The organism is Phenylobacterium sp. FG114 (assembly GCF_057809855.1).
Map to the genome: position 1 here is coordinate 26327 of NZ_JBMDKU010000012.1, position 18536 is coordinate 44862.

The window sequence follows — 18536 nt, forward strand, 5'->3', positions numbered from 1 at the left end:
GCGTACGAGGGCCTGGGCGCGTGTCGCCCGGGCCCTTTTTCCTGTCGCCTTAGCAACCCGTAAACGATCTGGGCCCTAGGGTCTGAATGGCGGAATAGCTAACCGCCGAAGAGCGCCATGGTCACCCCGATCGATCCCAGTCTGCTGCTCGGCATCTACAACGCCCGCCTCGGCGTGAGCGGCGGCGCGGGCCTTTCGGGCCTGGGCTCCAGCGCGACCAAGAAGGTCGCGCCCACCGCCCCCTGGACACAGGAAACCACGCCGGCGGAGAGTTCTGCGGCCGTGAAGGCGGTCCTGGCGGGACGGAAGTTCGTCAATCCGAACTCGGCGCAACTCGATCTGCCGGGCGCCAGCGACGACTACCGCAAGCTCTTCTCGCTCTACCAGGGCCTCTCGACGCTCCAGGGCGTTGTCGACCAGTATCAGAAGAAGGGCCTAACCAGCCCCGAGCAGGCGCGCATCGCCAAGACCTTCTCCAGCGGGCTGGACGAGATCCTGACCTACGCCAAAGGCGCGAACCTCGACATGGTGCGCCTCACGGCCGGCGACGTCGGCGCCACCACCAAGACGACGGCTCCAGTGGCCGCCAAGAAGACCGAGTACACCACGGCGCCGATCTTCGCCGGCACCAGCAACGATGCCGTCCCGCAGTTCGCCGGCGATGTGAAATTCCAGATTGCGGTCAAGCGGTCGGGCGTAACTTATAATGTGGACGTCGACCTCAACGACATGGGTTCGGACACCCGCTCGGTGGCCAATGTCGTCAACTTCATCAATGGCAAGCTGCAGGCCGCCGGCGTCGATACGCGGTTCGCGACCCAACGCCTGCCGGGCGCAGAGAAGACGGTCGTCGCCAACGGCAAGACCATCAGCCTCGGTCCCGGGCCGGACCAGTGGGCGTTCAAGATCAAGCCGAACGGCGAGACGGTGACCTTCGGCGCGGCGGCCACCGCGCCGGCCGTCTACATGACCCAGAGCGTCGGCGACCCGAACCCCGACGGCAAGACGACCACCAACGACAGCCGCGCGGTTCAGCAGTTGCTGAAGTTCCAGACCGAATCGGCGGTGGGCGTAGGCGATCCCGTGCAGGGCCAGAACGACGCCAACTGGGTCGATGGCCGCGCCTTCGCCAAGACGCTCGGTCCGGAGATCAAGACCGTCCGCCAGAGCAAGGTCGGGCCGGACGGCTCGGTCTACATGCTGGCCGACGTCGTCAACAAGACGGGCGGGCAGGAGATCAAGGGCGACCAGGACGTGGCGCTCCTGAAGTACGACGCCGCCGGCAACCTGCTCTTCACGCGCACCCTCGGGGCGTCTGACACAGCCACCGGCCTGGGCCTGGCGGTCTCGGCCGACGGCAAGATCGCCATCGCCGGTTCGGTGACCGGGACGCTGAACGGCGCGCAGGAAGGCGCGCTGAACTCGGGCGCCACCGGCACGTTCGCCAAGGAGACGGACAGCTTCGTCACGGTGTTCAATGCCGACGGCGAGGAGGAGTGGACCCAGCGCCGCGGGGCGCGGCTGGCGGACGAGGCCAGCCAGATCACCTTCGGCGACAACGGCATGGTCTATGTGGCCGGCCGCTCGAAGTCGGCGCTGCCCGGCGGCTCCCAGATCGGCGGGTGGGACAGCTACATCGAAGGCTTCGGTCCACCGTCCACCGCGCTCGCCACCAAGGGCAAGGTCCCGGCGACCTTTACGATGAACTTCGGCTCCGCAGGCGACGACCGTCCGGCGGGCATGGTGCTAGACGGCACGAACCTGGTGACCGCCAGCGTCGAGAACGGCCGCGCGGTGCTGCGCCGCTTCGACATCTCGTCGGGCTCGCCGGTGCTGACCTCGACCCGCGACCTGGGCGATCTGCAGGGGGGCGACATCGCCGGCCTGGCGCTGGACGGTGGCGACGTGGTCATCGCCGGCTCGACCGCAAACGCCTCGCTCGCGGGCGGCGGCGTGGGGGCTGGTGCGCACAACGGCGGCCTCGACGCCTTCGCGGCGCGGATTCCCAAGGACCTTTCCGCCGGCGGTTCGATCGCCTTCTACGGCGGGGCCGGCGACGATAGGGCCACCGGCCTGACAGTGTCGAACGGCAAGATCTACATCGCCGGGTCCGCCGGGACCGGCGACGTTGAAGGCCAGGCGGCGGTCGGCAAGAAGGACGGCTTCCTTGCCCAGATCGACACCGCCACGGGCGCCGTCGCCTGGCAGCGGCGGTTCACCGGCAAGGACGGCTATGCGGCGCCCACCTCGATCGCGATCGACGCCACGGGCGCGAGCTCGCTGGACCGCCTCGGCCTCCCGAAGGGCACGCTGGACCTGGTGGACAGCCAGCGCATCACGGCCGGCAGTTCGCTGCGTCCGGGCGAACAGTTCCAAGTGCGGGTGGGCACGGGGCGCTTCCAGACCGTGACCATCGAGAACAACGACACGGTCGACACCCTGGCCCAGAAGATCAAGCGGGCCACGGGTTTCCAGGCGAAGGTCACGGTCGGCACGTCCGAAGGCGTGCGCAAGATAACCGTCGCGCCGCTGAACGACCGCACCATCGTGGAGTTCGCGGCCGGCAAGGACGGCAAGGACGCCCTCGAACTGCTCGGGATCCCGGAGGGGATCATTCGCAAGACCGAGGTGGACGACAAGGGCGTCAGCCGACCGGCGGACGGCAAGGGCCAGATCTTCGGCCTGGGCCTCGAGGCCGACCTGAACCTCGATAACGAGACCGAGATCGCCCACACCGTCGCCGATATCGCGACGGCGATGGGCGTGATCCGCAAGGCGTACAAGGAACTGGTGGCGCTGGCCTCGCCCAAGACCGCGCAGGCGACCGCCGCGGCCGCGGCTGCGTCCGGGCCCGTGCCGGCCTATCTGACCAACCAGATCGCCAACTATCAGGCCGCGCTCACCCGCCTCGGCGGCTAGATGGCTTGAAAGGCCGTCTCCAGGGGGCTAGCCAGACGCCATGGAGACGCCTCCGGCCCCCGAGCGCCCTGAAGATCCCCGACCGGCGCGCCGGGGTCCGCCACTTGTCGTACTCGGCGGATTGGGCGCGCTGCTCGCCGGTGGCGCGATCGCCTGGGTCCTCGTGTCGGGCGATCGGGGATCGGCTCCGCCGCCGGCCTCGGAGGGCGGCCTCGTTATCGATTCGAGCGCGGCCGAGGACGGCAAGATCGACGCCGGCAAGCCGCTCCGCTGCTTCGTGCAGGGCCAGTTCGTGGGCGAGCTCACCCTGACGGACTGCGCGCGCCGCAACGGCGTGGCCACCGACGCGCTCGACGTCGGTCTGGACGAGACCGGCGCGCTCGCCGCCGCGCAACAGGCCGGCGCCCAGCTGGTCCCGCTGCCGCCGGTGGAGGAGGGGGCCGTCTCGACGACCGAGGAGTCCTCGCTCCCGCCGGCGGAGGCCTCGACGCCTGTCGAGGACGCCACCCAGGCCGCGGTTTGTTGGCGCCACGGCGGCGGCCGATGGCGGCGTGTCCCCGAAGCGGGCGACCTGAACGCCTGTGTGCAGACACTGTTCGCCGGCCGCTGCGAGCGTCCGGGGGGCGCTACCTACGGGCGCTTCGGGACCCAGACGCTGCGGCTCGTGGCCGGCAAGGTTGAGATCTCGGACGACAACCGCAGCTTCCGCACCCTGGCCCCGCAAGCGCCGGATTGCAGTCTGCCGCCCGTGGGGTAGGTTCGGCCCATGTCGCCGAAGCCGCTCCTCGTCCTCGCCGCCGCCGCCCTGGCGCTCTCCGCCTGCGCCAAGAAGACCACCCCGCCCGGCGACGCCGGCGTCTGTTACCACGTGGTCCCGCAGAAGGACGGCTCGCTGAAGTACAACAAGCTGGTCCAGGCGAAGAGTCTGGAGGTCTGCGCCGCGAACCTCGAGGCGATGCGTATCAAGTTCCTGACCCTGGGCGGAAACCAGCAGGAGATCTACGGCGCCTACCAGGCCAACTTCCTGTTCCTGCAGAAGGAAGGCGTCTTCACCTCCACGTCGTTGGAGGGGCCTCGCTATGTCGCCCTGGTCCGTACCGGCGACGGACGTCTGGCGATCCCGGGCGCCATGCCGCAGACACCGTGAGTTAGCGGCCATTCTGCTGTGGACGGTGCGGAACAAAAATAGAACTTAAGCTTGTTAACGGATTTGCGACCGGCTAGCGTGCGCGCCGGCGACGAACTCGCTTTCTACGGAAACCAAGGAACACATCGAAATGGCGGGCAGCGTCAACAAAGTCATCCTGATCGGCAACCTGGGCGCCGATCCCGAAATCCGCTCGCTGGGCTCGGGCGACCGCGTCGCCAACCTCCGCATCGCCACCTCCGAGACCTGGCGCGACCGCAACAGCGGCGAGCGCAAGGAAAAGACCGAGTGGCACCGCGTGGTGGTGTTCAACGAGAACATCGTGAAGGTCTGCGAGAACTACCTGCGCAAGGGCTCGACGGTTTACATCGAGGGCGCGATCCAGACCCGCAAGTGGACCGACCAGTCGGGCCAGGAGAAGTACTCCACCGAGATCGTGCTGCAGAAGTTCCGCGGCGAGCTGACCATGCTGGGCGGCCGCGGTGGCGACGCCGAGCAGGGCGAAGGCGGCGGCTATTCGGGCGGCGGCAATTTCTCGTCGGGCCCGCGCCAGTCCAGCTCGCGCCCCAGCGAAGACTTCTCGGCCAACCTGGACGACGAAATCCCGTTCTAATTCGCGGCCGGGAACTCGGCGCGCAGCGCGGCGCCGATGCGCGCCATCACCCTGTCCCACGCGTAGCCGTCTGCCTCCGAGAAGGCCCGGGCGCGCGGGTACCAGGGAAAGGCCTCGGCGCCGAGCCGGGGCCAGGCGTCGGGGGTGGTGGCGAACCACGTCTCGGCCCCGACCGCCGCCGCGATGTTGGTCGTCGCCGTCGCGGGTCCAACGACTAGGTCCAGCGCCGAACAGAGGGCCGCGATCTCGTCCAGGTCGGTGCGCAGATCGATGCCGGGCAGGACCCGGATGTCCGCGCCGGTCGCCTGGGCGATGGCGCGAAGCTCGTCGGCGCTGTCGCCGAGCTGCAGGCTCACGAAGGTCACTCCGGGCGCGGTGAACACCGGCGCCCAGTGGTCAAGCGGCGGGTAGAATTTCTGTCGCTGGGACGTCATCAGGAGGCTGCGCCAGATCACGCCCACCTTGGGGCCGGGGCCGAGGCCGGCCAGAACGCCTCGCCAGTGCTCCACGCGGTCCGGATCGGGCCGCAGGAAGGACGGCGCCGTCGGGAAGCCGGCGAGTTCGCGGCGGCGCTCCCTCAGGAAGTCGCCGATCGGCGCCCAGGTGTCGTAGGCGTCGCCCATCAGGCCCGGAACACTGCGCACGGCGCGGCCCGCCTCGCGCCGGGTGTCGTAGGCGAGGACGGTCGCGGCTGGGAACGAGCGCTGGAAGAGGCTCACCAGGCGTGGCTCCACGGCCACCAGCATTCGGCCGTCGGGACCCACATCCCGCGCGACGTCGCCGAGCACATTGGCGAACAGCACCTCATCGCCGAGACCCTGCTCGCCCATGACCAGCACGCGGCGCCCCGTGAGCGGCTGCCCAGGACGCCACCGTTCGCCCAGGAATTCGTGGCGCACGAAGTCGGGATAGGCCTCTTCGTTGCGAACGTCATAGGCGTCCCAGCCCGCTCCGATCTCGCCGGCCGTCAGCAGGAGCAGGGCCCGGGCGTAGCGATACATCGCGCGCTGGGCCAGGCTTTCGCCGCCCAGGGCGATGGCCTGCTCGGCGTCCCGCAACGCGCCGCCGATGTCGCCCACGGCCTTGCGCGCATTGGCGCGGTTGAAATGGCTGGCGTGGAGATCGTTCTGCAGACGCAGCGCTTCATCGAAGAACACCAGCGACTGCGCCGCCTGGCCCGACTCGAACAGCACGCATCCCAGGGTGTTCCAGAGCAGCGCCGAGCCGGGGTTCGCGGTCAGGGCCGTCTGCAGCAGGCCGATGGCCTCGTCGAACCGCGACTGTGCGCAGTACGCGTAGGCCAGGTCGTTGGCGATCTCCAACGACCCGGGGTCCTGCTGGCGACCGCGCAGCAGGAAGCGTTCGGCCAGCTCGGGCATGTCCAGCAGGCTGGCCAGCCGGGCGAGGTCGCGCGCCAGGCCGGCGTCGTCGGGCGCCAGGGACTGGGCTTCGCCATAGGCCTCGAGCGCGCCCGCGTAGTCGCCGATCTTCTCGAGATACAGGCCGGACAGGCGCCAGGCCTGGGCGCTCCGCCCATCGATCCTCGTGGCTTCCCGGGCGAGGCGTGCGGCCTCGGGCAAATCCTTGCGGCGCTCGGCGTCTACGGCCCGGCGCAGCAGGTCGTCCGCCGTCCGGCTCACAGACGCGTCCTGAGCGACCACAACTCCGGGAAGCAGCGACGTTGCAGGGTGCGCTGGAGATAGCTCGCGCCTTCACTGCCGCCGGTGCCCCGCTTGCCGCCGATGATCCGTTCGACGGTCAGCACGTGCTTGTGCCGCCAGGTCAGCAGGGCGTCGTCCAGGTCCACCAGCTTCTCGGCGAGCTGGTACAGCTCCCAATAGCGCTTGGTGTCGCGATAGACCGTCAGCCAGGCCTCCTCGATCGCCGGATCCGGCTCGTAGGGCTGCGTCACGTCGCGCTGCAGCACCTCGGTGGGCACATGCAGGTCGTGGGCGGCCAGGCGGTGAATGGCGTCGTCATACAGGCTGGGCCCTTCCAGCGCGTACTTCAGCGCCGCCATGGCCTCGCTGCCCTCGTCCTGGAACGCCAGGAACGAGGCGTCCTTCAGGCCCAGCAGGTATTCCAGCGTGCGGAACTGCCAGGATTGGAAGCCCGAGCTGGTCCCCAGCCCGGCGCGGAAACTGAGGTAGTCGGCGGGCGTCATCGTCGCCAGCACGTCCCAAGACAGGGTCATGATCGTCTGGATTCGCGAGACGCGGGCCAGGGCCTTGTAGGCCGGCTCCACCTCGTCGGTGCGGATCAGGCGCTTGGCCAGCCGAACCTCGTGGATGATCTCCTTGAGCCACAGCTCCTTCGTCTGGTGGATGACGATGAAGAGCAGTTCGTCGTGGCGGTCGGTGGTGGGATGCTGGGCGGCGAGCAGCTGGTCGAGGCCCAGATAGCCGGCGTAGGTGATGTTCGTCGTCATCTTGCCGCCTGAGGGACGCGCGCCGGGTGAGCCTGTCAAGTCGGCGGCTAGCCGCCCCCCTCAGGCTTCGGTTCGGGCGCCGGACAGGTGTCGCCGAGGCGGCGCGCTTCGGTGGACGCCTTGCCGGCGATGTCCAGGCCCAGGAACTCGGTGGCGATCTCCGCCGTCAGGTTGAAGCTGGTCGGCGTGTAGGCCCCCGAGCCCTGGACCGCGACCTTGCGGCCCTTCTTGCTGACGCAGGTGCCCTTCAGGGTGATCCGGCCGCCGGAGAAGACCTTGGTGGGATAGCTGCAGGCGTAGTGGCGGTTCGAGGGGCCCGCGAGGAACTTGTCCACGTCGGCGGGCGTGATGCAGCGCTTCTCGGTCTTGGTCTGCTTGATCGGCGACAGCAGCCGGTTGGTCGATTCCCAGTAGCCGGGGAGGATGGTCGTCGCGGCCACGGCGCTCGCCGGTGCGGTGACGGCGAGGGCGACGAGCAGGATGGGCAGGGATCTCATGAGGCGGCGCACTCTACGGCTGATTCCGGCGCGAGCATGACCGCTGGTCGATGAACCGCACCTTAGGCGCCTGAGGCGGCCGGCTCCGCCTTGGCGAGGTAGGCGAGGTTGCGATCACGGATCGCCTGACCTTCCTCGTCGTACAGGAAGGGCAGGAAGGCGTAGCGGCGACCTCGGGTGACCGGCGTCGCCTCGTGAAGGAGATTGCAGGCGAAGACCACGGCGCCGCCGGTGGGGGGACGATAGGTCCGGTCGCCGAACTCGGGGAAGCGCAGGTCGCCGCCCTCGAATTCCTCGGCGTTGAGGTTGATCGAGCAGGCGAACCGGCGGTGGGCGGTGGCGAGGGTCTCGTTGTCGCGGTGGGGCCGGAAATAGCCCCCCTCCGCCGCGTCGTAGCAAGCCACGATGTGGCGCTCGACCCGCGTCGGGCGGAACTGGAACGTGCGGGTCATCATGGGCGAAAGGATGAGGTCCAGGCGCGCAACGACCTCGCTGCGCAGGGCCTCGTGATCGTGCAGGTTGACGTCGCGCCGGCTCTTCATCGGATCCAGTACGCCGACCGTGCGCCCGTCTATGTCGCGCATGACCCCAGACGGCGCGCCGCCCTCTTGCTCGTACAGGTCGATCAGCCGGCGGCAGAACGCGGGATCGAAGACGCGAGGGACGATAAGGGCGGGCGCCACCAAGGTAACGCCCGCGTAGGAGGCAAGCGGCGGCAGGCCGGCGGCCAGGCGGTCGAACACGGGGCCAGGGGCGTGGAGCGGGGCCAGGGCCACCACGCGCATGGCCGGGTCGCAAAGAACCCAGGCGCCCTCGTCGGGCGCGAGGTGGAACGTGGGGCCGACCTCGTCTCGCGGGTCGAAGAACCAGCGCAGGGCGGGCTCGTCGGCCGGCAACGCCGGCCCGTCGGTCTCGCGCGCGATGAAGAAGGCCGCCGCGAAATGACCGTCGAACCCGGCCAGCAGGGGCCGAACCGCAGCATAGGCGGCGTCTCGGCGATCGGGGTGGCGGGGCAGGAACCCGAGCAGAAGATGGCGGCCCGCCACGGCCGAGAAGTGGAACTTGGGGTTGGTCCGCGAAGCGGCGGTGAAGGCCGGCGCCATGTCGCCCGGCGCCAGAGGCGGCAGCGTCCAGCGACTGGTCATGCGGACGCCTTTTCGGGGAGCGCCGCGACGCGGGCGTTATACGCGGCCAGGATCGCCGCGCCCGCCTCATCGTAGAAGAACGGGAGGAAGGCGTAGCGCCGCCCGGCGGTGACGGCGGTGGCCTCGTGCGTCATGCCGCAGGAAAACACCACGGCGCCGCCCTTCGGCGGGCGGTAGGTGGCGGGGCCATATTCGTTGAAGCGCAGGTCGCCGCCCTCGAAGCCGTCGTTCAGGTTCAGCGAACAGGCGAATCGCCGATGGGCCGTGCCCTGGGTGTTGTTGTCACGGTGCGGGTGGAAGACGGCATTTTCTGCCGCGTCGTAGCAACTGACCAGGTACCGCTCGATCCTGGTGACCGTGAAGCCCAGACCGCGCCTGATCAGCGGGTAGAGACGCCGCTCCAGCCGCTCGCGGACGGCGTCCTGCAGCTCGGGGTCCTGGACCCAGATATCTCGGCGCTTCTTCAGGTCATCCATCACCGGCACGGTCCGGTCGCCCGCATCGCGCATCACGCCTGTGAAGGCGCCTCCGTCGGCCTCGTGCCGGGCGATGAGGGCTTCGCACAGTTCAGGCTCGAAGATGTTGGGCGCGATCAGCACGGGCGCGTGCAGGGGCACGCCGGCGTGGTCGGCTGGCGCAGGCAGGGCGGCGACGCGGGCGAACATCCCCTCGGCGGCTTCCAGGGGCTCGACGGCCAAGGCGCGCAGAGTCGGGTCGAGCAGCAGCCAGTGCGGCTCGGGACCATAGCGCTGGGTGATGGCCCCGCGCGCGTCGAGCATCCAGCGCAGGCCCCGGACGTCGCGGAGGCCCGCGCTCATGGCCGGATCGCGGTAGATCACCAGGGCGACGGCCTTCGCCTCGTCGAACAGCCGCTGGTTCGCCGACAGGGCCCGAAGCGCCGCGACCTGGGCGCCTGGCTCCTGGGGCAGGAACAACATCAGCACGTAGCGGCCGGAGGTCGTCTCGAAGGCGAACTCGGGGTTGCTGGGCGTCGGGGCGATGAACCACGGCGCGGTCTGGCCAACGGCAAGCGGCATGGGCGCAAACTAGACAGTCGAAGCGCCGGCGTCACGCGGGCCGCCTGCCGCAGCCTCGCGCGTACACGCGTATACGCGCACGAGCGTACGCGCGAAGTGGCGTATGCGTCTTCCGGGTGCTAACTGGAACACCTACCTAACAGTCCGATTCGAACGGCGTTTCCTTCCCTTGACCGACGACAGCACTACGACCCCTCCCGAACACGCGCCCGGGGGCATCGCCCCTATCGCGATCGAGGACGAGCTGAAGCGCTCGTACCTCGACTACGCCATGAGCGTGATCGTCAGCCGCGCGCTGCCCGATGTGCGCGACGGCCTGAAGCCGGTGCACCGGCGCATCCTGTTCTCGATGGGCGAGCAGGGGCACACGCCCGACCGCAGCTATGTGAAATCCGCCCGCGTCGTCGGTGACGTGATGGGTAAGTATCACCCGCACGGCGACGTCGCGATCTACGACACCTTGGTGCGCCTGGCGCAGCCATTCTCGATGAGCCTGCTGCTCATCGATGGCCAGGGCAACTTCGGCTCGGTGGACAACGATCCGCCGGCGGCCATGCGCTACACCGAGAGCCGCATGACGCGGGCCGCCATGGCGATCCTGGCGGACCTCGACAAGGACACGGTCGACTTCAAGGACAACTACGACGGCTCCGAGCAGGAGCCCGTGGTCCTGCCGTCGCGCATCCCGAACCTGCTGGTCAACGGCGCGGGCGGCATCGCCGTCGGCATGGCCACCAACATTCCCCCGCACAACCTGGGCGAAGTGGTCGACGCCTGCCTGGCCTATATCGACGACCCCGACATCGGCCTGGACGCCCTGCTCGACATCGTGCCGGGCCCCGACTTCCCGACCGGCGGCCAGATCGTCGGCCGCACCGGCCCGCGCACGGCGCTGATGACCGGCCGCGGCTCGGTGATCATGCGCGGCATCGCCAACGTCGAGGAGATCCGCAAGGATCGCGAAGCCATCATCATCACGGCGATCCCGTACCAGGTGAACAAGGCCGCCCTGGTCGAGCGCATCGCCGAGCTGGTCCGCGAGAAGCGCGTCGAGGGCGTCGCCGACCTGCGCGACGAGTCCGACCGCCAGGGCATGCGCATCGTCATCGAGATGAAGCGCGACGCCTCGGCCGACGTGCTGCTGAACCAACTCTACCGCTTCACGCCGCTGCAGACCTCGTTCGGGGTCAACATGCTGGCGCTGAACCGGGGTCGGCCCGAGCAGATGGGCCTGCGCGAGATGGTCACCGCCTTCGTGGATTTCCGCGAAGAGGTGGTGGTCCGCCGCACCAAGTTCGAACTGTCCAAGGCGCGCGATCGCGGCCACGTCTTGGTGGGCCTGGCGATCGCCGTGGCCAACATCGACGAGTTCATCCACATCATCCGCTCGTCGAAGGATCCGACCGAGGCGCGCGAGCGGCTGGTGGCCAAGGACTGGCCGGCGGGCGACATGCTGCCCCTGGTCGAGCTCATCGCCGACCCGCGCACCCTGGTGATCGACGGCAAGGAGATTCGGCTCACCGACGAGCAGGCGCGCGCCATCCTGGCCCTGACCCTTTCGCGCCTGACCGGCCTGGGCCGCGACGAGATCTTCGGCGAGGCGCGTGAGCTGGCCGAGACCATCCGCGGCCACCTGGAGATCCTGGCCTCGCGCGAGAAGATCATGGCGATCGTCCGCGAGGAGCTGGTGGCCGTGCGCGAAGCCTTCGCCGTGCCGCGCCGCACCGAGATCGTCGACGGCGACGCCGACGTCGAGGACGAAGACCTTATCGCTCGCGAGGACATGGTCATCACCGTGACCCACGGCGGCTATGTGAAGCGCACGCCGCTCGCCATCTACCGGACGCAGCACCGGGGCGGGAAGGGCCGCTCCGGCATGGCGACCAAGGAAGAGGACGCGGTCACCCGCGTGTTCTCGGCCAATACCCACACGCCCATGCTGTTCTTCTCCAGCGGCGGCAAGGCGTTCCAGCTCAAGGTGTGGCGCCTGCCGGTGGGCACGCCCACCTCCCGCGGCAAGGCCTGGGTCAACCTTCTGCCGATCGAGCCCGGGGAGAGCATCACCTCGATCCTGCCGCTGCCCGAGGACGAGGCGACCTGGGACCAGTACGACGTGATGTTCGCGACCCGCTCGGGGAACGTCCGCCGCAACAAGCTGAGCGACTTCATCGGCATCAAGCGCAACGGCAAGATCGCCATGAAGCTCGATGACGGCGACGCGATCATCGGCGTCGGCGTCTGCAACGCCGAGCAGAACGATATCCTGCTGACCACCGCGCTCGGCCGCTGCATCCGCTTCGCCACCGAGGACGTCCGCGTGTTCGCCGGCCGTGATTCCACGGGCGTGCGCGGCATCCGCCTGGCGGAGGGCGACAAGGTTATCTCGATGGCGATCCTGCGCGCCGTGCCGGCGACCCCGGCCGAGCGGGCCGCCTATGTGAAGCAGTCCAACGCCAACCGGCGCGCGACGAGCGGAGAGGGCGAGGACGTCGAGGACGTGGCGGCGCCGGACGACGAGGAAGACGTCGCCGACGAGGCGGCCCTGTCGGTCGAGCGGTTCGCGCAGCTGGGCGCGGCCGAGGAGATCATCCTGACGGTCTCCACGGAAGGCTACGGCAAGCGCACGTCGGCTTACGAGTTCCGTCGGACCGGTCGCGGCGGCCAGGGCCTGCTGGCCCAAGACCTCACCAAGCGCGGCGGCAGGCTCGCCGCCTCGTTCCCGGTGGATGATGGCGACCAGATCCTGCTGGTGACCGACCAGGGCCAGTTGATCCGCACGCCGGTGAGCCAGGTGCGCATGGTCGGCCGCAACACCTCGGGCGTGATCATCTTCCGCACAAGCGCCGACGAGCACGTGGTGTCGGTCGAGCGCCTGGCCGACCAGGGCGAGGACGACGTCGCCGAGGCAGAGACGCCCGACGCGAGCGGCGAGGGCGAAGGGCCGACGCCCGAGGGTGGCGAAGCCTAAGGCTTCTGCGCGGAATCCCTGGTTCCACCGGGGGTTCCGCACCGACCCTCACCCTGCGGGAGGTCGATTTCCGCTTGCCATTGTCGCGCCCGGCGGCGAAAGGGCGAGGGTCGAGTTGGGGGGATCCTGAACCGCATGACCCGCGTCGGACTCTATCCGGGCACTTTCGATCCCATCCACAACGGGCACACCGACATCTTGGGCCGCGCCGCCAAGCTGGTGGACAAGCTGGTGATCGGGGTCGCCATCAACGCCGGCAAGGGGCCGCTGTTCTCGCTGGACGAGCGCGTCGCCATCGTCGAAGAGGCGGTCAATCCGCTGCGGAACCAGACCGAGATCGTGGTCCAGCCGTTCGAAGGCCTGACCATGCATTTCGCGCGCGAGGTGGGGGCCCAGGTGATCGTGCGCGGCCTGCGCGCCGTGGCCGACTTCGAGTTCGAGTTCCAGATGACGGCGATGAACCAGCAACTCGACCGCGAGATCGAGACCGTCTTCTTCATGGCCGATCCGCGCCACCAGGCGATCGCTTCGAAGCTCGTCAAGGAGATCGCGATCCTGGGCGGCGAGGTGACCAAGTTCGTCAGCCCGTCGGTGAAGGACCGGCTGATGGCCAAGGTGGGCCGCGCCTAATCGCTGGCGAAGCGAGGCCGACCTCGCTACGAGAAGCGCCATGACGTTCAAGACGGTCCTGCTCGCCGCGGCGTTCGCGGCCCTGGCCACCACGGCCGCCGCCCAGAAGACCCCGCCCGCGCCGCCGCAGCCCGCGGCTCCCGCCACCGCCGACTGGCGCACGCCCAATCCCGACGACGTCCTGGTGATCGACACCAACAAGGGTCGGATCATCGTCGAGATGGTCCCCGAGGTGGCGCCGCTCTGGACGACGCGCGTGCGCGAACTGGCCCGCGAGCACTTCTACGACGGCCAGACCTTCTTCCGCGTCATCGACGACTTCATGGCCCAGACCGGCGACCCCGAGAACCGCGGCACCGGCGGCTCGACCAAGCCGGACGTGAAAGCCGAATTCCAGTTCCGCCGCGGGCCTGAGACCCCCTTCGCCCTGGCCGTCGACCAGAGCGTGGCCGAGGTCGGCTTCATCAAGTCGCTGCCGGTGACCACCCAGTCGATGATGCTGGCCCCGCTCACCCGCGACGGGAAGATCTCGGGCTACGGCCTATTCTGCCCGGGCGTCGCCGGCGCGGCCCGTGGCCAGGAGGACGACTCGGCCAACAGCCAGTTCTTCCTGATGCGCGAGAACTATCCGATGCTCGAGCGGCGCTACACAGCCTGGGGCCGGGTGATCTCGGGCCAGGACGTGGTGAAGGCCATCAAGGTGGGCGAGCCTGTGCCCGAGCCGCAGGACCGGATGGAACGCCTGCGCCTGCTGAGCGATATCCCCGAGAAAGATCGGCCGAAGATCCGCGTGATCGACCCGGCCGGAAAGTGGTTCAAGGCCGAGGTGGCCCGTGCGCAAGCGGCGAACGGTGCGAACTTCAAGGCCTGTGACGTGAACATCCCTGTCGAGGTGAAATGATGGACGCCGAAAACACCCTCCTGCTCGAGCTGGAAACCGGGCTCGTGAAGATCAAGCTGCGGCCCGACCTGGCGCCCCAGCATGTGGCCCGCATGAAGGAGCTGGCCCGCGAAGGGTTCTACGACGGCGTGGTCTTCCACCGCGTGATCCCGGGCTTCATGGCCCAGGGCGGCGACCCCACCGGCACGGGCACCAGCGGCTCGAACAAGCCGAACCTGCCGGCCGAGTTCTCGAAGGAGCCGCACGTGCGCGGCGTCTGCTCGATGGCCCGCACCGCCAATCCGAACTCAGCCAACAGCCAGTTCTTCATCTGCTTCGACGACGCGCGCTTCCTCGACGGCCAGTACACCGTCTGGGGCGAGGTGACCGAGGGCATGGAGCATGTCGACTCGCTGCCGAAGGGCGAACCGCCGCGCAACCCGGGCAAGATCGTCTCGGCCAAGGTCGCCGCGGACGCGTAACGCGCCATGGCGGCCCGCCTGAAGGTGTTCGTCACGTCGGACGGCCTGACCGACTATGTTGTGGCGACCACCTCCAGGCCCAAGGCGCTTGAGGCCTGGGGCAGTCACCAGGACCTGTTCAAGACCGGGCTCGCCCATGAGACCGACGACAAGGCGCTGGTGAACGCCGCCAGCGCCCAACCCGGCCGGGTGTTGAAGCGCGCGGCGGGCTCGCGGGCCACGTTGGAGAAGCTGAAGCCCGCCCGGCCGAAGGCCCCGACCAAGCCCAAGGGCCCCTCGAAGGCCGCGCTGAAGAAGGTGGCCGACCTGGAGGCGCGGGCGGCGTCGCTGGCCGCCGAACAGGCCGAGGAGCGGGCTGCGCTCGAGGCGCGCCAGGCCAAAGCTCGCGACCGGCTGGACGCGCAACTTGCGAAGGCCCGCGAGGCTCTGGACCGCCACTGAACTTGACGCGCGGGCCAGCGCGTGCGCTTCACCTCGCCCTCCATGCAACTCGCCGACTTCGACTTCCATCTGCCCGAGGATCGCATCGCGCTGCGGCCCGCGAACCCGCGCGATTCCGCCCGCCTGCTGTTGGTCCGGCCGGGCGCGCTGCTCCAGGACCTGCAGGTCCGCGACCTGCCGGGTCTGCTCCGCGCCGGCGATGTCCTGGTGGTGAACGACACCCGTGTGATCCCGGCCCGACTCAAGGGAGTCCGCGTCCGCGGCGAGAGCCGCATCGCCGTCGAGGCCACGCTGCACCAGCCCAAGTCGGGCCACGTCTGGACCGCCTTCATGCGGCCGGGGAAGAAGCTTGCGGTCGGTGACCGCATCCAGTTCGGCGAGACCGACGACCGCGCCTGCTTCTTGGGCGAGCTCGACGCCACGGTGCAGGCCAAGGGGGAGGGGGGCGAGGTCACCTTGGCCTTCGACCTTTCGGGCCCCGACCTGATGGCCGCCATCGCCGAGCGCGGGATGATGCCGTTGCCGCCCTATATCGCCGCCAAGCGGGGCGAGGACGAGCAGGATCGCGCCGACTACCAGACCGTCTACGCAACCGAGGACGGCTCGGTCGCCGCACCCACCGCCGGCCTGCACTTCACCCCCGAACTTCTCGCCCGCCTGGAAGCCAGGGGCGTGGGTTTCGAGCGCGTGACCCTGCACGTGGGCGCCGGCACCTTCCTGCCCGTGAAGGTCGACGACATCTCCGAGCACAAGATGCACGCCGAGTGGGGCGAGGTGGATGCCGAGACCGCCCGGCGCCTGAACGCCACCCGGGCGGCCGGCGGCCGCATCGTCTGCGTGGGCACCACGTCGCTGCGCCTCCTGGAAAGCGCCGCCGACGAGGACGGGACGATCCGTCCGTTCGCCGCCGAGACCGCGATTTTCATCACGCCCGGCTATCGCTTCCGCGTCGCCGACGGGCTGATGACCAACTTCCACCTGCCGAAATCGACCCTGTTCATGCTGGTCTCGGCCTTCGCGGGGCAAGAGACCATGCGCGCCGCCTACGAACACGCGATCGCGACCGGCTACCGGTTCTATTCCTATGGCGACTCCAGCCTGCTCTGGCGGGCCGCCTGATGGCCGGCTTCCCGTTCAAGATCGCGGCGACCGACGGCAAGGCGCGCACCGGCGTCCTCTCCACGCCGCGCGGCGAGATCCGCACGCCGGCCTTCATGCCCGTGGGCACCGCGGGCACGGTGAAGGCGCTGACCGTGGAGCAGGTGGCCGCCACCGGCGCCGACATTATCCTGGGCAACACCTATCACCTGATGCTGCGTCCCACGGCCGAGCGGGTGAAGCGGATGGGCGGGCTGCACCGGTTCATGCGCTGGGAGAAACCCATCCTGACCGACTCGGGCGGCTTCCAGGTCATGTCGCTGTCCAAGATCTCCAAGGTCACGGAGGAGGCGGTCACCTTCCAGAGCCACATCGACGGCAGTCGACACGCCCTGTCGCCCGAACGGTCCATGGAGATCCAGGCCGATCTGCTGGGGTCGGACATCGTCATGCAGCTCGACGAGCTCGTCGCGCTTCCGGCCACGCCCGAGAAGGCGGCGGACGCCATGCGCCGTTCCGCGAGGTGGGGACAGCGTTCAAGGAACGCGTTCGGCGAACGTGATAGTCAAAATCTGTTCGGCATCCAGCAGGGAGGTCTCGACCCCGCCCTGCGCGGCGAGTCCGCCGAGCGGCTGCGCGAGATCGGCTTCGACGGCTACGCGATCGGTGGGCTGGCGGTGGGGGAGGGCCACCAAGCCATGTGCGAGGTGCTGGATTTCGCTCCGGGCATGCTGCCGGAGGATCGGCCGCGATACCTGATGGGCGTCGGCAAACCTATCGACATCGTGGAAGCGGTCTGGCGCGGCGTCGACATGTTCGACTGCGTCCTTCCCACGCGCTCGGGTCGCCACGGCCAGGCCTGGACCTGGGATGGGCCGATAAACCTCAAGAACGCCCGCTTCGCCGAGGACGACAGTCCGCTGGACGCCGAAAGCGACGTCTCGGCCAGCCGCGACTATTCGAAGGCCTACCTCCACCATCTGGTGAAGGCCGAGGAGATCCTGGGCCAGGTGCTGCTGTCCTGGCACAACCTGGCGTTCTTCCAGGCGCTGATGGCCCGGATGCGCGCCGCGATCGCGGCCGGGACGATGACCGAGTTCCGCAACGCCTTCGTCGCGCGCCAGCCGGCGGCTAGCGGATCGGGTACTTCGGACTGAACGTGCTCTTGGTCGGCGGCTTGCCCGTGGCGGCGGCCTGCTTCTGCTGCACGATGGCGGCCTTCTCGTGCGAAGGCGTTGCGGGCGGGGTGCAACCCTTGGACTCGCCCAGACCCTTCAGGTAGGCGCGCCGCACGTTGCCGGCGACGATGGCGGACTGCACCAGCCGATCGTGCGCCTCGGCGCCCGAGAGCTTGCGCACGAAGCCGCGGAACGGGATCGCATCCGCCGCGAGGTCGCCCGCGACGCCCAGCGCCGTGGACTTGCCCCGGTCCATCAGGTTCTCGTCGCTGACCGGCACCTTGTCGATGTCCGGGCCCAGCGCCTCGTCCAGCGGGCGGATCAGCGCCACCAGCGCCACGCACTTGAAGCTCCTGGGCGGCCGGGCATAGGGATCATCCAGCGCCTGCAGCAACACGTCAGGAATCTTGGCGCGCACCACGTTGAGGTCCCGCAGGGGCGTCGTCGCCGCGCCCTGGACGCTCTCGCGCTTGAGCTGGTCCGACGTCTTCATCTGGTTCGCCGGATCCGGCGGAGGGGGAGGCGGCGCGGGCGGCGGCGCGGCCTTCTTGGGCGCAGACTTCGCGGCCGCGGCCTTGGTCGCCGGCTTGGTCTGGCCGACGGCGTGCCCCGCGAGGCCGGCGGCGACGGTCGCGACGACGATCATTCGGAGGAGGGACGAGCGCATGACCGGCCCACCATACGCCGCCTTGCGGCGCTGTTAAGGCCGAGCCTGCGAAAGCGTGCTGGACGCCCGCCTGGTGCGCCTGCGCGAGATCGAACAGGCTGGAGCGCGCACCAACGCAAAACCGGCTTCCACTTTTACCGCGCGCACTCTAGGTTCCGCCCCCTTCGCCGCACGGTTCACCCGAGCCGCGCGATGAGGGCCGGTAGCTCAGTGGTAGAGCATCCGACTTTTAATCGGATGGTCGTGAGTTCGAACCTCACCCGGCCTACCATCGCCGTTCGCCGGGCAGGCGGCCGGGCGCCCGATGGAAAAAGAAGCGGCGACTGAGAATTGACGTCTCAGCCGCCAGTTCGCACCTCCCCAGATGCACCGCTCACATAGCAGCGCCCGCAGGCGCCGCGCAGTA

17 protein-coding genes and 1 tRNA gene are annotated in these 18536 nt (G+C 69.1%); 12 read left to right on the plus strand and 6 right to left on the minus strand.

Annotated elements, in window-relative coordinates; all coding sequences use genetic code 11:
* Positions 1 to 117: 117 nt before the first annotated feature.
* The 4 genes from ACODSY_RS18945 (at position 118) to ssb (ending at position 4679) form a co-directional block, all read left to right on the plus strand.
* Positions 118 to 2919, plus strand: a complete 2802-nt coding sequence (locus ACODSY_RS18945) for a hypothetical protein (protein ID WP_488953438.1) — start codon at positions 118 to 120, stop codon at positions 2917 to 2919.
* 121 nt (positions 2920 to 3040) lie between these two features.
* Positions 3041 to 3676 carry a hypothetical protein gene (locus ACODSY_RS18950; RefSeq protein WP_488953439.1) on the plus strand — a complete coding sequence of 212 codons (636 nt, stop codon included), beginning with the start codon at positions 3041 to 3043 and terminating at the stop codon, positions 3674 to 3676.
* A 9-nt stretch (positions 3677 to 3685) separates the two neighbouring features.
* A complete protein-coding gene (locus ACODSY_RS18955) occupies positions 3686 to 4066 on the plus strand; it encodes a hypothetical protein (RefSeq protein ID WP_488953440.1) in 381 nt (126 codons plus the stop codon).
* Between the two features lie 130 nt (positions 4067 to 4196).
* A complete protein-coding gene (gene ssb, locus ACODSY_RS18960; protein WP_488953441.1) occupies positions 4197 to 4679 on the plus strand; it encodes a single-stranded DNA-binding protein in 483 nt (160 codons plus the stop codon).
* Here ssb and ACODSY_RS18965 read toward each other — a convergent pair.
* The 5 genes from ACODSY_RS18965 to ACODSY_RS18985 all read right to left on the minus strand — a co-directional run bounded on the left by ACODSY_RS18965 (position 4676) and on the right by ACODSY_RS18985 (position 9786).
* Positions 4676 to 6319, minus strand: a complete 1644-nt coding sequence (locus ACODSY_RS18965; protein WP_488953442.1) for a tetratricopeptide repeat protein — start codon at positions 6317 to 6319, stop codon at positions 4676 to 4678. The two genes, ssb and ACODSY_RS18965, sit on opposite strands and share 4 nt — an antisense overlap.
* Positions 6316 to 7107 carry a tryptophan 2,3-dioxygenase gene (locus ACODSY_RS18970; RefSeq protein WP_488953443.1) on the minus strand — a complete coding sequence of 264 codons (792 nt, stop codon included), beginning with the start codon at positions 7105 to 7107 and terminating at the stop codon, positions 6316 to 6318. The genes ACODSY_RS18965 and ACODSY_RS18970 overlap by 4 nt, the downstream gene beginning before the upstream one ends.
* Positions 7108 to 7154: 47 nt before the next feature.
* Positions 7155 to 7604 (minus strand): DUF3617 domain-containing protein, encoded by a 450-nt coding sequence (locus ACODSY_RS18975; protein WP_488953444.1) that lies wholly within the window; start codon positions 7602 to 7604, stop codon positions 7155 to 7157.
* Positions 7605 to 7666: 62 nt separating this feature from the next.
* A complete protein-coding gene (locus ACODSY_RS18980; protein WP_488953445.1) occupies positions 7667 to 8749 on the minus strand; it encodes a 2OG-Fe(II) oxygenase in 1083 nt (360 codons plus the stop codon).
* Positions 8746 to 9786 (minus strand): 2OG-Fe(II) oxygenase, encoded by a 1041-nt coding sequence (locus ACODSY_RS18985; RefSeq protein ID WP_488953446.1) that lies wholly within the window; start codon positions 9784 to 9786, stop codon positions 8746 to 8748. The genes ACODSY_RS18980 and ACODSY_RS18985 overlap by 4 nt, the downstream gene beginning before the upstream one ends.
* Positions 9787 to 9955: 169 nt before the next feature.
* Here ACODSY_RS18985 and gyrA point away from each other — a divergent pair, with 169 nt between their 5' ends.
* From gyrA to tgt, 7 genes are all read left to right on the plus strand, one after another.
* Positions 9956 to 12754, plus strand: a complete 2799-nt coding sequence (gene gyrA / locus ACODSY_RS18990) for a DNA gyrase subunit A (protein WP_488953447.1) — start codon at positions 9956 to 9958, stop codon at positions 12752 to 12754.
* Between the two features lie 135 nt (positions 12755 to 12889).
* The gene (gene coaD, locus ACODSY_RS18995; protein ID WP_488953448.1) at positions 12890 to 13384 is read left to right on the plus strand and encodes a pantetheine-phosphate adenylyltransferase; all 495 of its coding nucleotides are present in this window, start codon (positions 12890 to 12892) and stop codon (positions 13382 to 13384) included.
* Positions 13385 to 13424: 40 nt separating this feature from the next.
* Positions 13425 to 14285: a peptidylprolyl isomerase gene (locus ACODSY_RS19000; protein ID WP_488953449.1), complete on the plus strand. Its 861-nt coding sequence runs from the start codon at positions 13425 to 13427 to the stop codon at positions 14283 to 14285.
* Complete coding sequence (locus ACODSY_RS19005) at positions 14282 to 14746, plus strand: peptidylprolyl isomerase (protein ID WP_488953450.1); 465 nt, start codon at positions 14282 to 14284, stop codon at positions 14744 to 14746. The genes ACODSY_RS19000 and ACODSY_RS19005 overlap by 4 nt, the downstream gene beginning before the upstream one ends.
* Positions 14747 to 14752: 6 nt before the next feature.
* A complete protein-coding gene (locus ACODSY_RS19010; RefSeq protein ID WP_488953451.1) occupies positions 14753 to 15187 on the plus strand; it encodes a hypothetical protein in 435 nt (144 codons plus the stop codon).
* A gap of 42 nt (positions 15188 to 15229) precedes the next feature.
* A complete protein-coding gene (queA, locus tag ACODSY_RS19015; protein WP_488953452.1) occupies positions 15230 to 16306 on the plus strand; it encodes a tRNA preQ1(34) S-adenosylmethionine ribosyltransferase-isomerase QueA in 1077 nt (358 codons plus the stop codon).
* Positions 16306 to 17442, plus strand: coding sequence for a tRNA guanosine(34) transglycosylase Tgt (gene tgt / locus ACODSY_RS19020; RefSeq protein WP_488953453.1), 1137 nt, complete (start codon positions 16306 to 16308; stop codon positions 17440 to 17442). Before queA ends, tgt begins: the two co-directional genes overlap by 1 nt.
* On the opposite strand, the gene ACODSY_RS19025 is transcribed toward tgt, so the two are convergent.
* Complete coding sequence (locus ACODSY_RS19025; protein WP_488953454.1) at positions 17417 to 18109, minus strand: hypothetical protein; 693 nt, start codon at positions 18107 to 18109, stop codon at positions 17417 to 17419. The two genes, tgt and ACODSY_RS19025, sit on opposite strands and share 26 nt — an antisense overlap.
* Before the next feature lie 217 nt (positions 18110 to 18326).
* Between ACODSY_RS19025 and ACODSY_RS19030 the strand changes: the two genes are divergently transcribed.
* Positions 18327 to 18401, plus strand: a tRNA-Lys gene (locus ACODSY_RS19030).
* Positions 18402 to 18536: the final 135 nt, after the last annotated feature.

What these genes read in the sequence shown, in the direction of transcription:
- ACODSY_RS18945 (WP_488953438.1), top strand. Translation starts at nt 118, where the DNA reads ATGGTCACCCCGATCGATCCCAGTCTGCTGCTCGGCATCTACAACGCC.
- ACODSY_RS18955 (WP_488953440.1), top strand. Translation starts at nt 3,686, where the DNA reads ATGTCGCCGAAGCCGCTCCTCGTCCTCGCCGCCGCCGCCCTGGCGCTC.
- ssb (WP_488953441.1), top strand. Translation starts at nt 4,197, where the DNA reads ATGGCGGGCAGCGTCAACAAAGTCATCCTGATCGGCAACCTGGGCGCC.
- ACODSY_RS18970 (WP_488953443.1), bottom strand. Translation starts at nt 7,107, where the DNA reads ATGACGACGAACATCACCTACGCCGGCTATCTGGGCCTCGACCAGCTG.
- ACODSY_RS18975 (WP_488953444.1), bottom strand. Translation starts at nt 7,604, where the DNA reads ATGAGATCCCTGCCCATCCTGCTCGTCGCCCTCGCCGTCACCGCACCG.
- ACODSY_RS18980 (WP_488953445.1), bottom strand. Translation starts at nt 8,749, where the DNA reads ATGACCAGTCGCTGGACGCTGCCGCCTCTGGCGCCGGGCGACATGGCG.
- ACODSY_RS18985 (WP_488953446.1), bottom strand. Translation starts at nt 9,786, where the DNA reads ATGCCGCTTGCCGTTGGCCAGACCGCGCCGTGGTTCATCGCCCCGACG.
- coaD (WP_488953448.1), top strand. Translation starts at nt 12,890, where the DNA reads ATGACCCGCGTCGGACTCTATCCGGGCACTTTCGATCCCATCCACAAC.
- ACODSY_RS19000 (WP_488953449.1), top strand. Translation starts at nt 13,425, where the DNA reads ATGACGTTCAAGACGGTCCTGCTCGCCGCGGCGTTCGCGGCCCTGGCC.
- ACODSY_RS19005 (WP_488953450.1), top strand. Translation starts at nt 14,282, where the DNA reads ATGATGGACGCCGAAAACACCCTCCTGCTCGAGCTGGAAACCGGGCTC.
- ACODSY_RS19010 (WP_488953451.1), top strand. Translation starts at nt 14,753, where the DNA reads ATGGCGGCCCGCCTGAAGGTGTTCGTCACGTCGGACGGCCTGACCGAC.
- queA (WP_488953452.1), top strand. Translation starts at nt 15,230, where the DNA reads ATGCAACTCGCCGACTTCGACTTCCATCTGCCCGAGGATCGCATCGCG.
- tgt (WP_488953453.1), top strand. Translation starts at nt 16,306, where the DNA reads ATGGCCGGCTTCCCGTTCAAGATCGCGGCGACCGACGGCAAGGCGCGC.
- ACODSY_RS19025 (WP_488953454.1), bottom strand. Translation starts at nt 18,109, where the DNA reads ATGATCGTCGTCGCGACCGTCGCCGCCGGCCTCGCGGGGCACGCCGTC.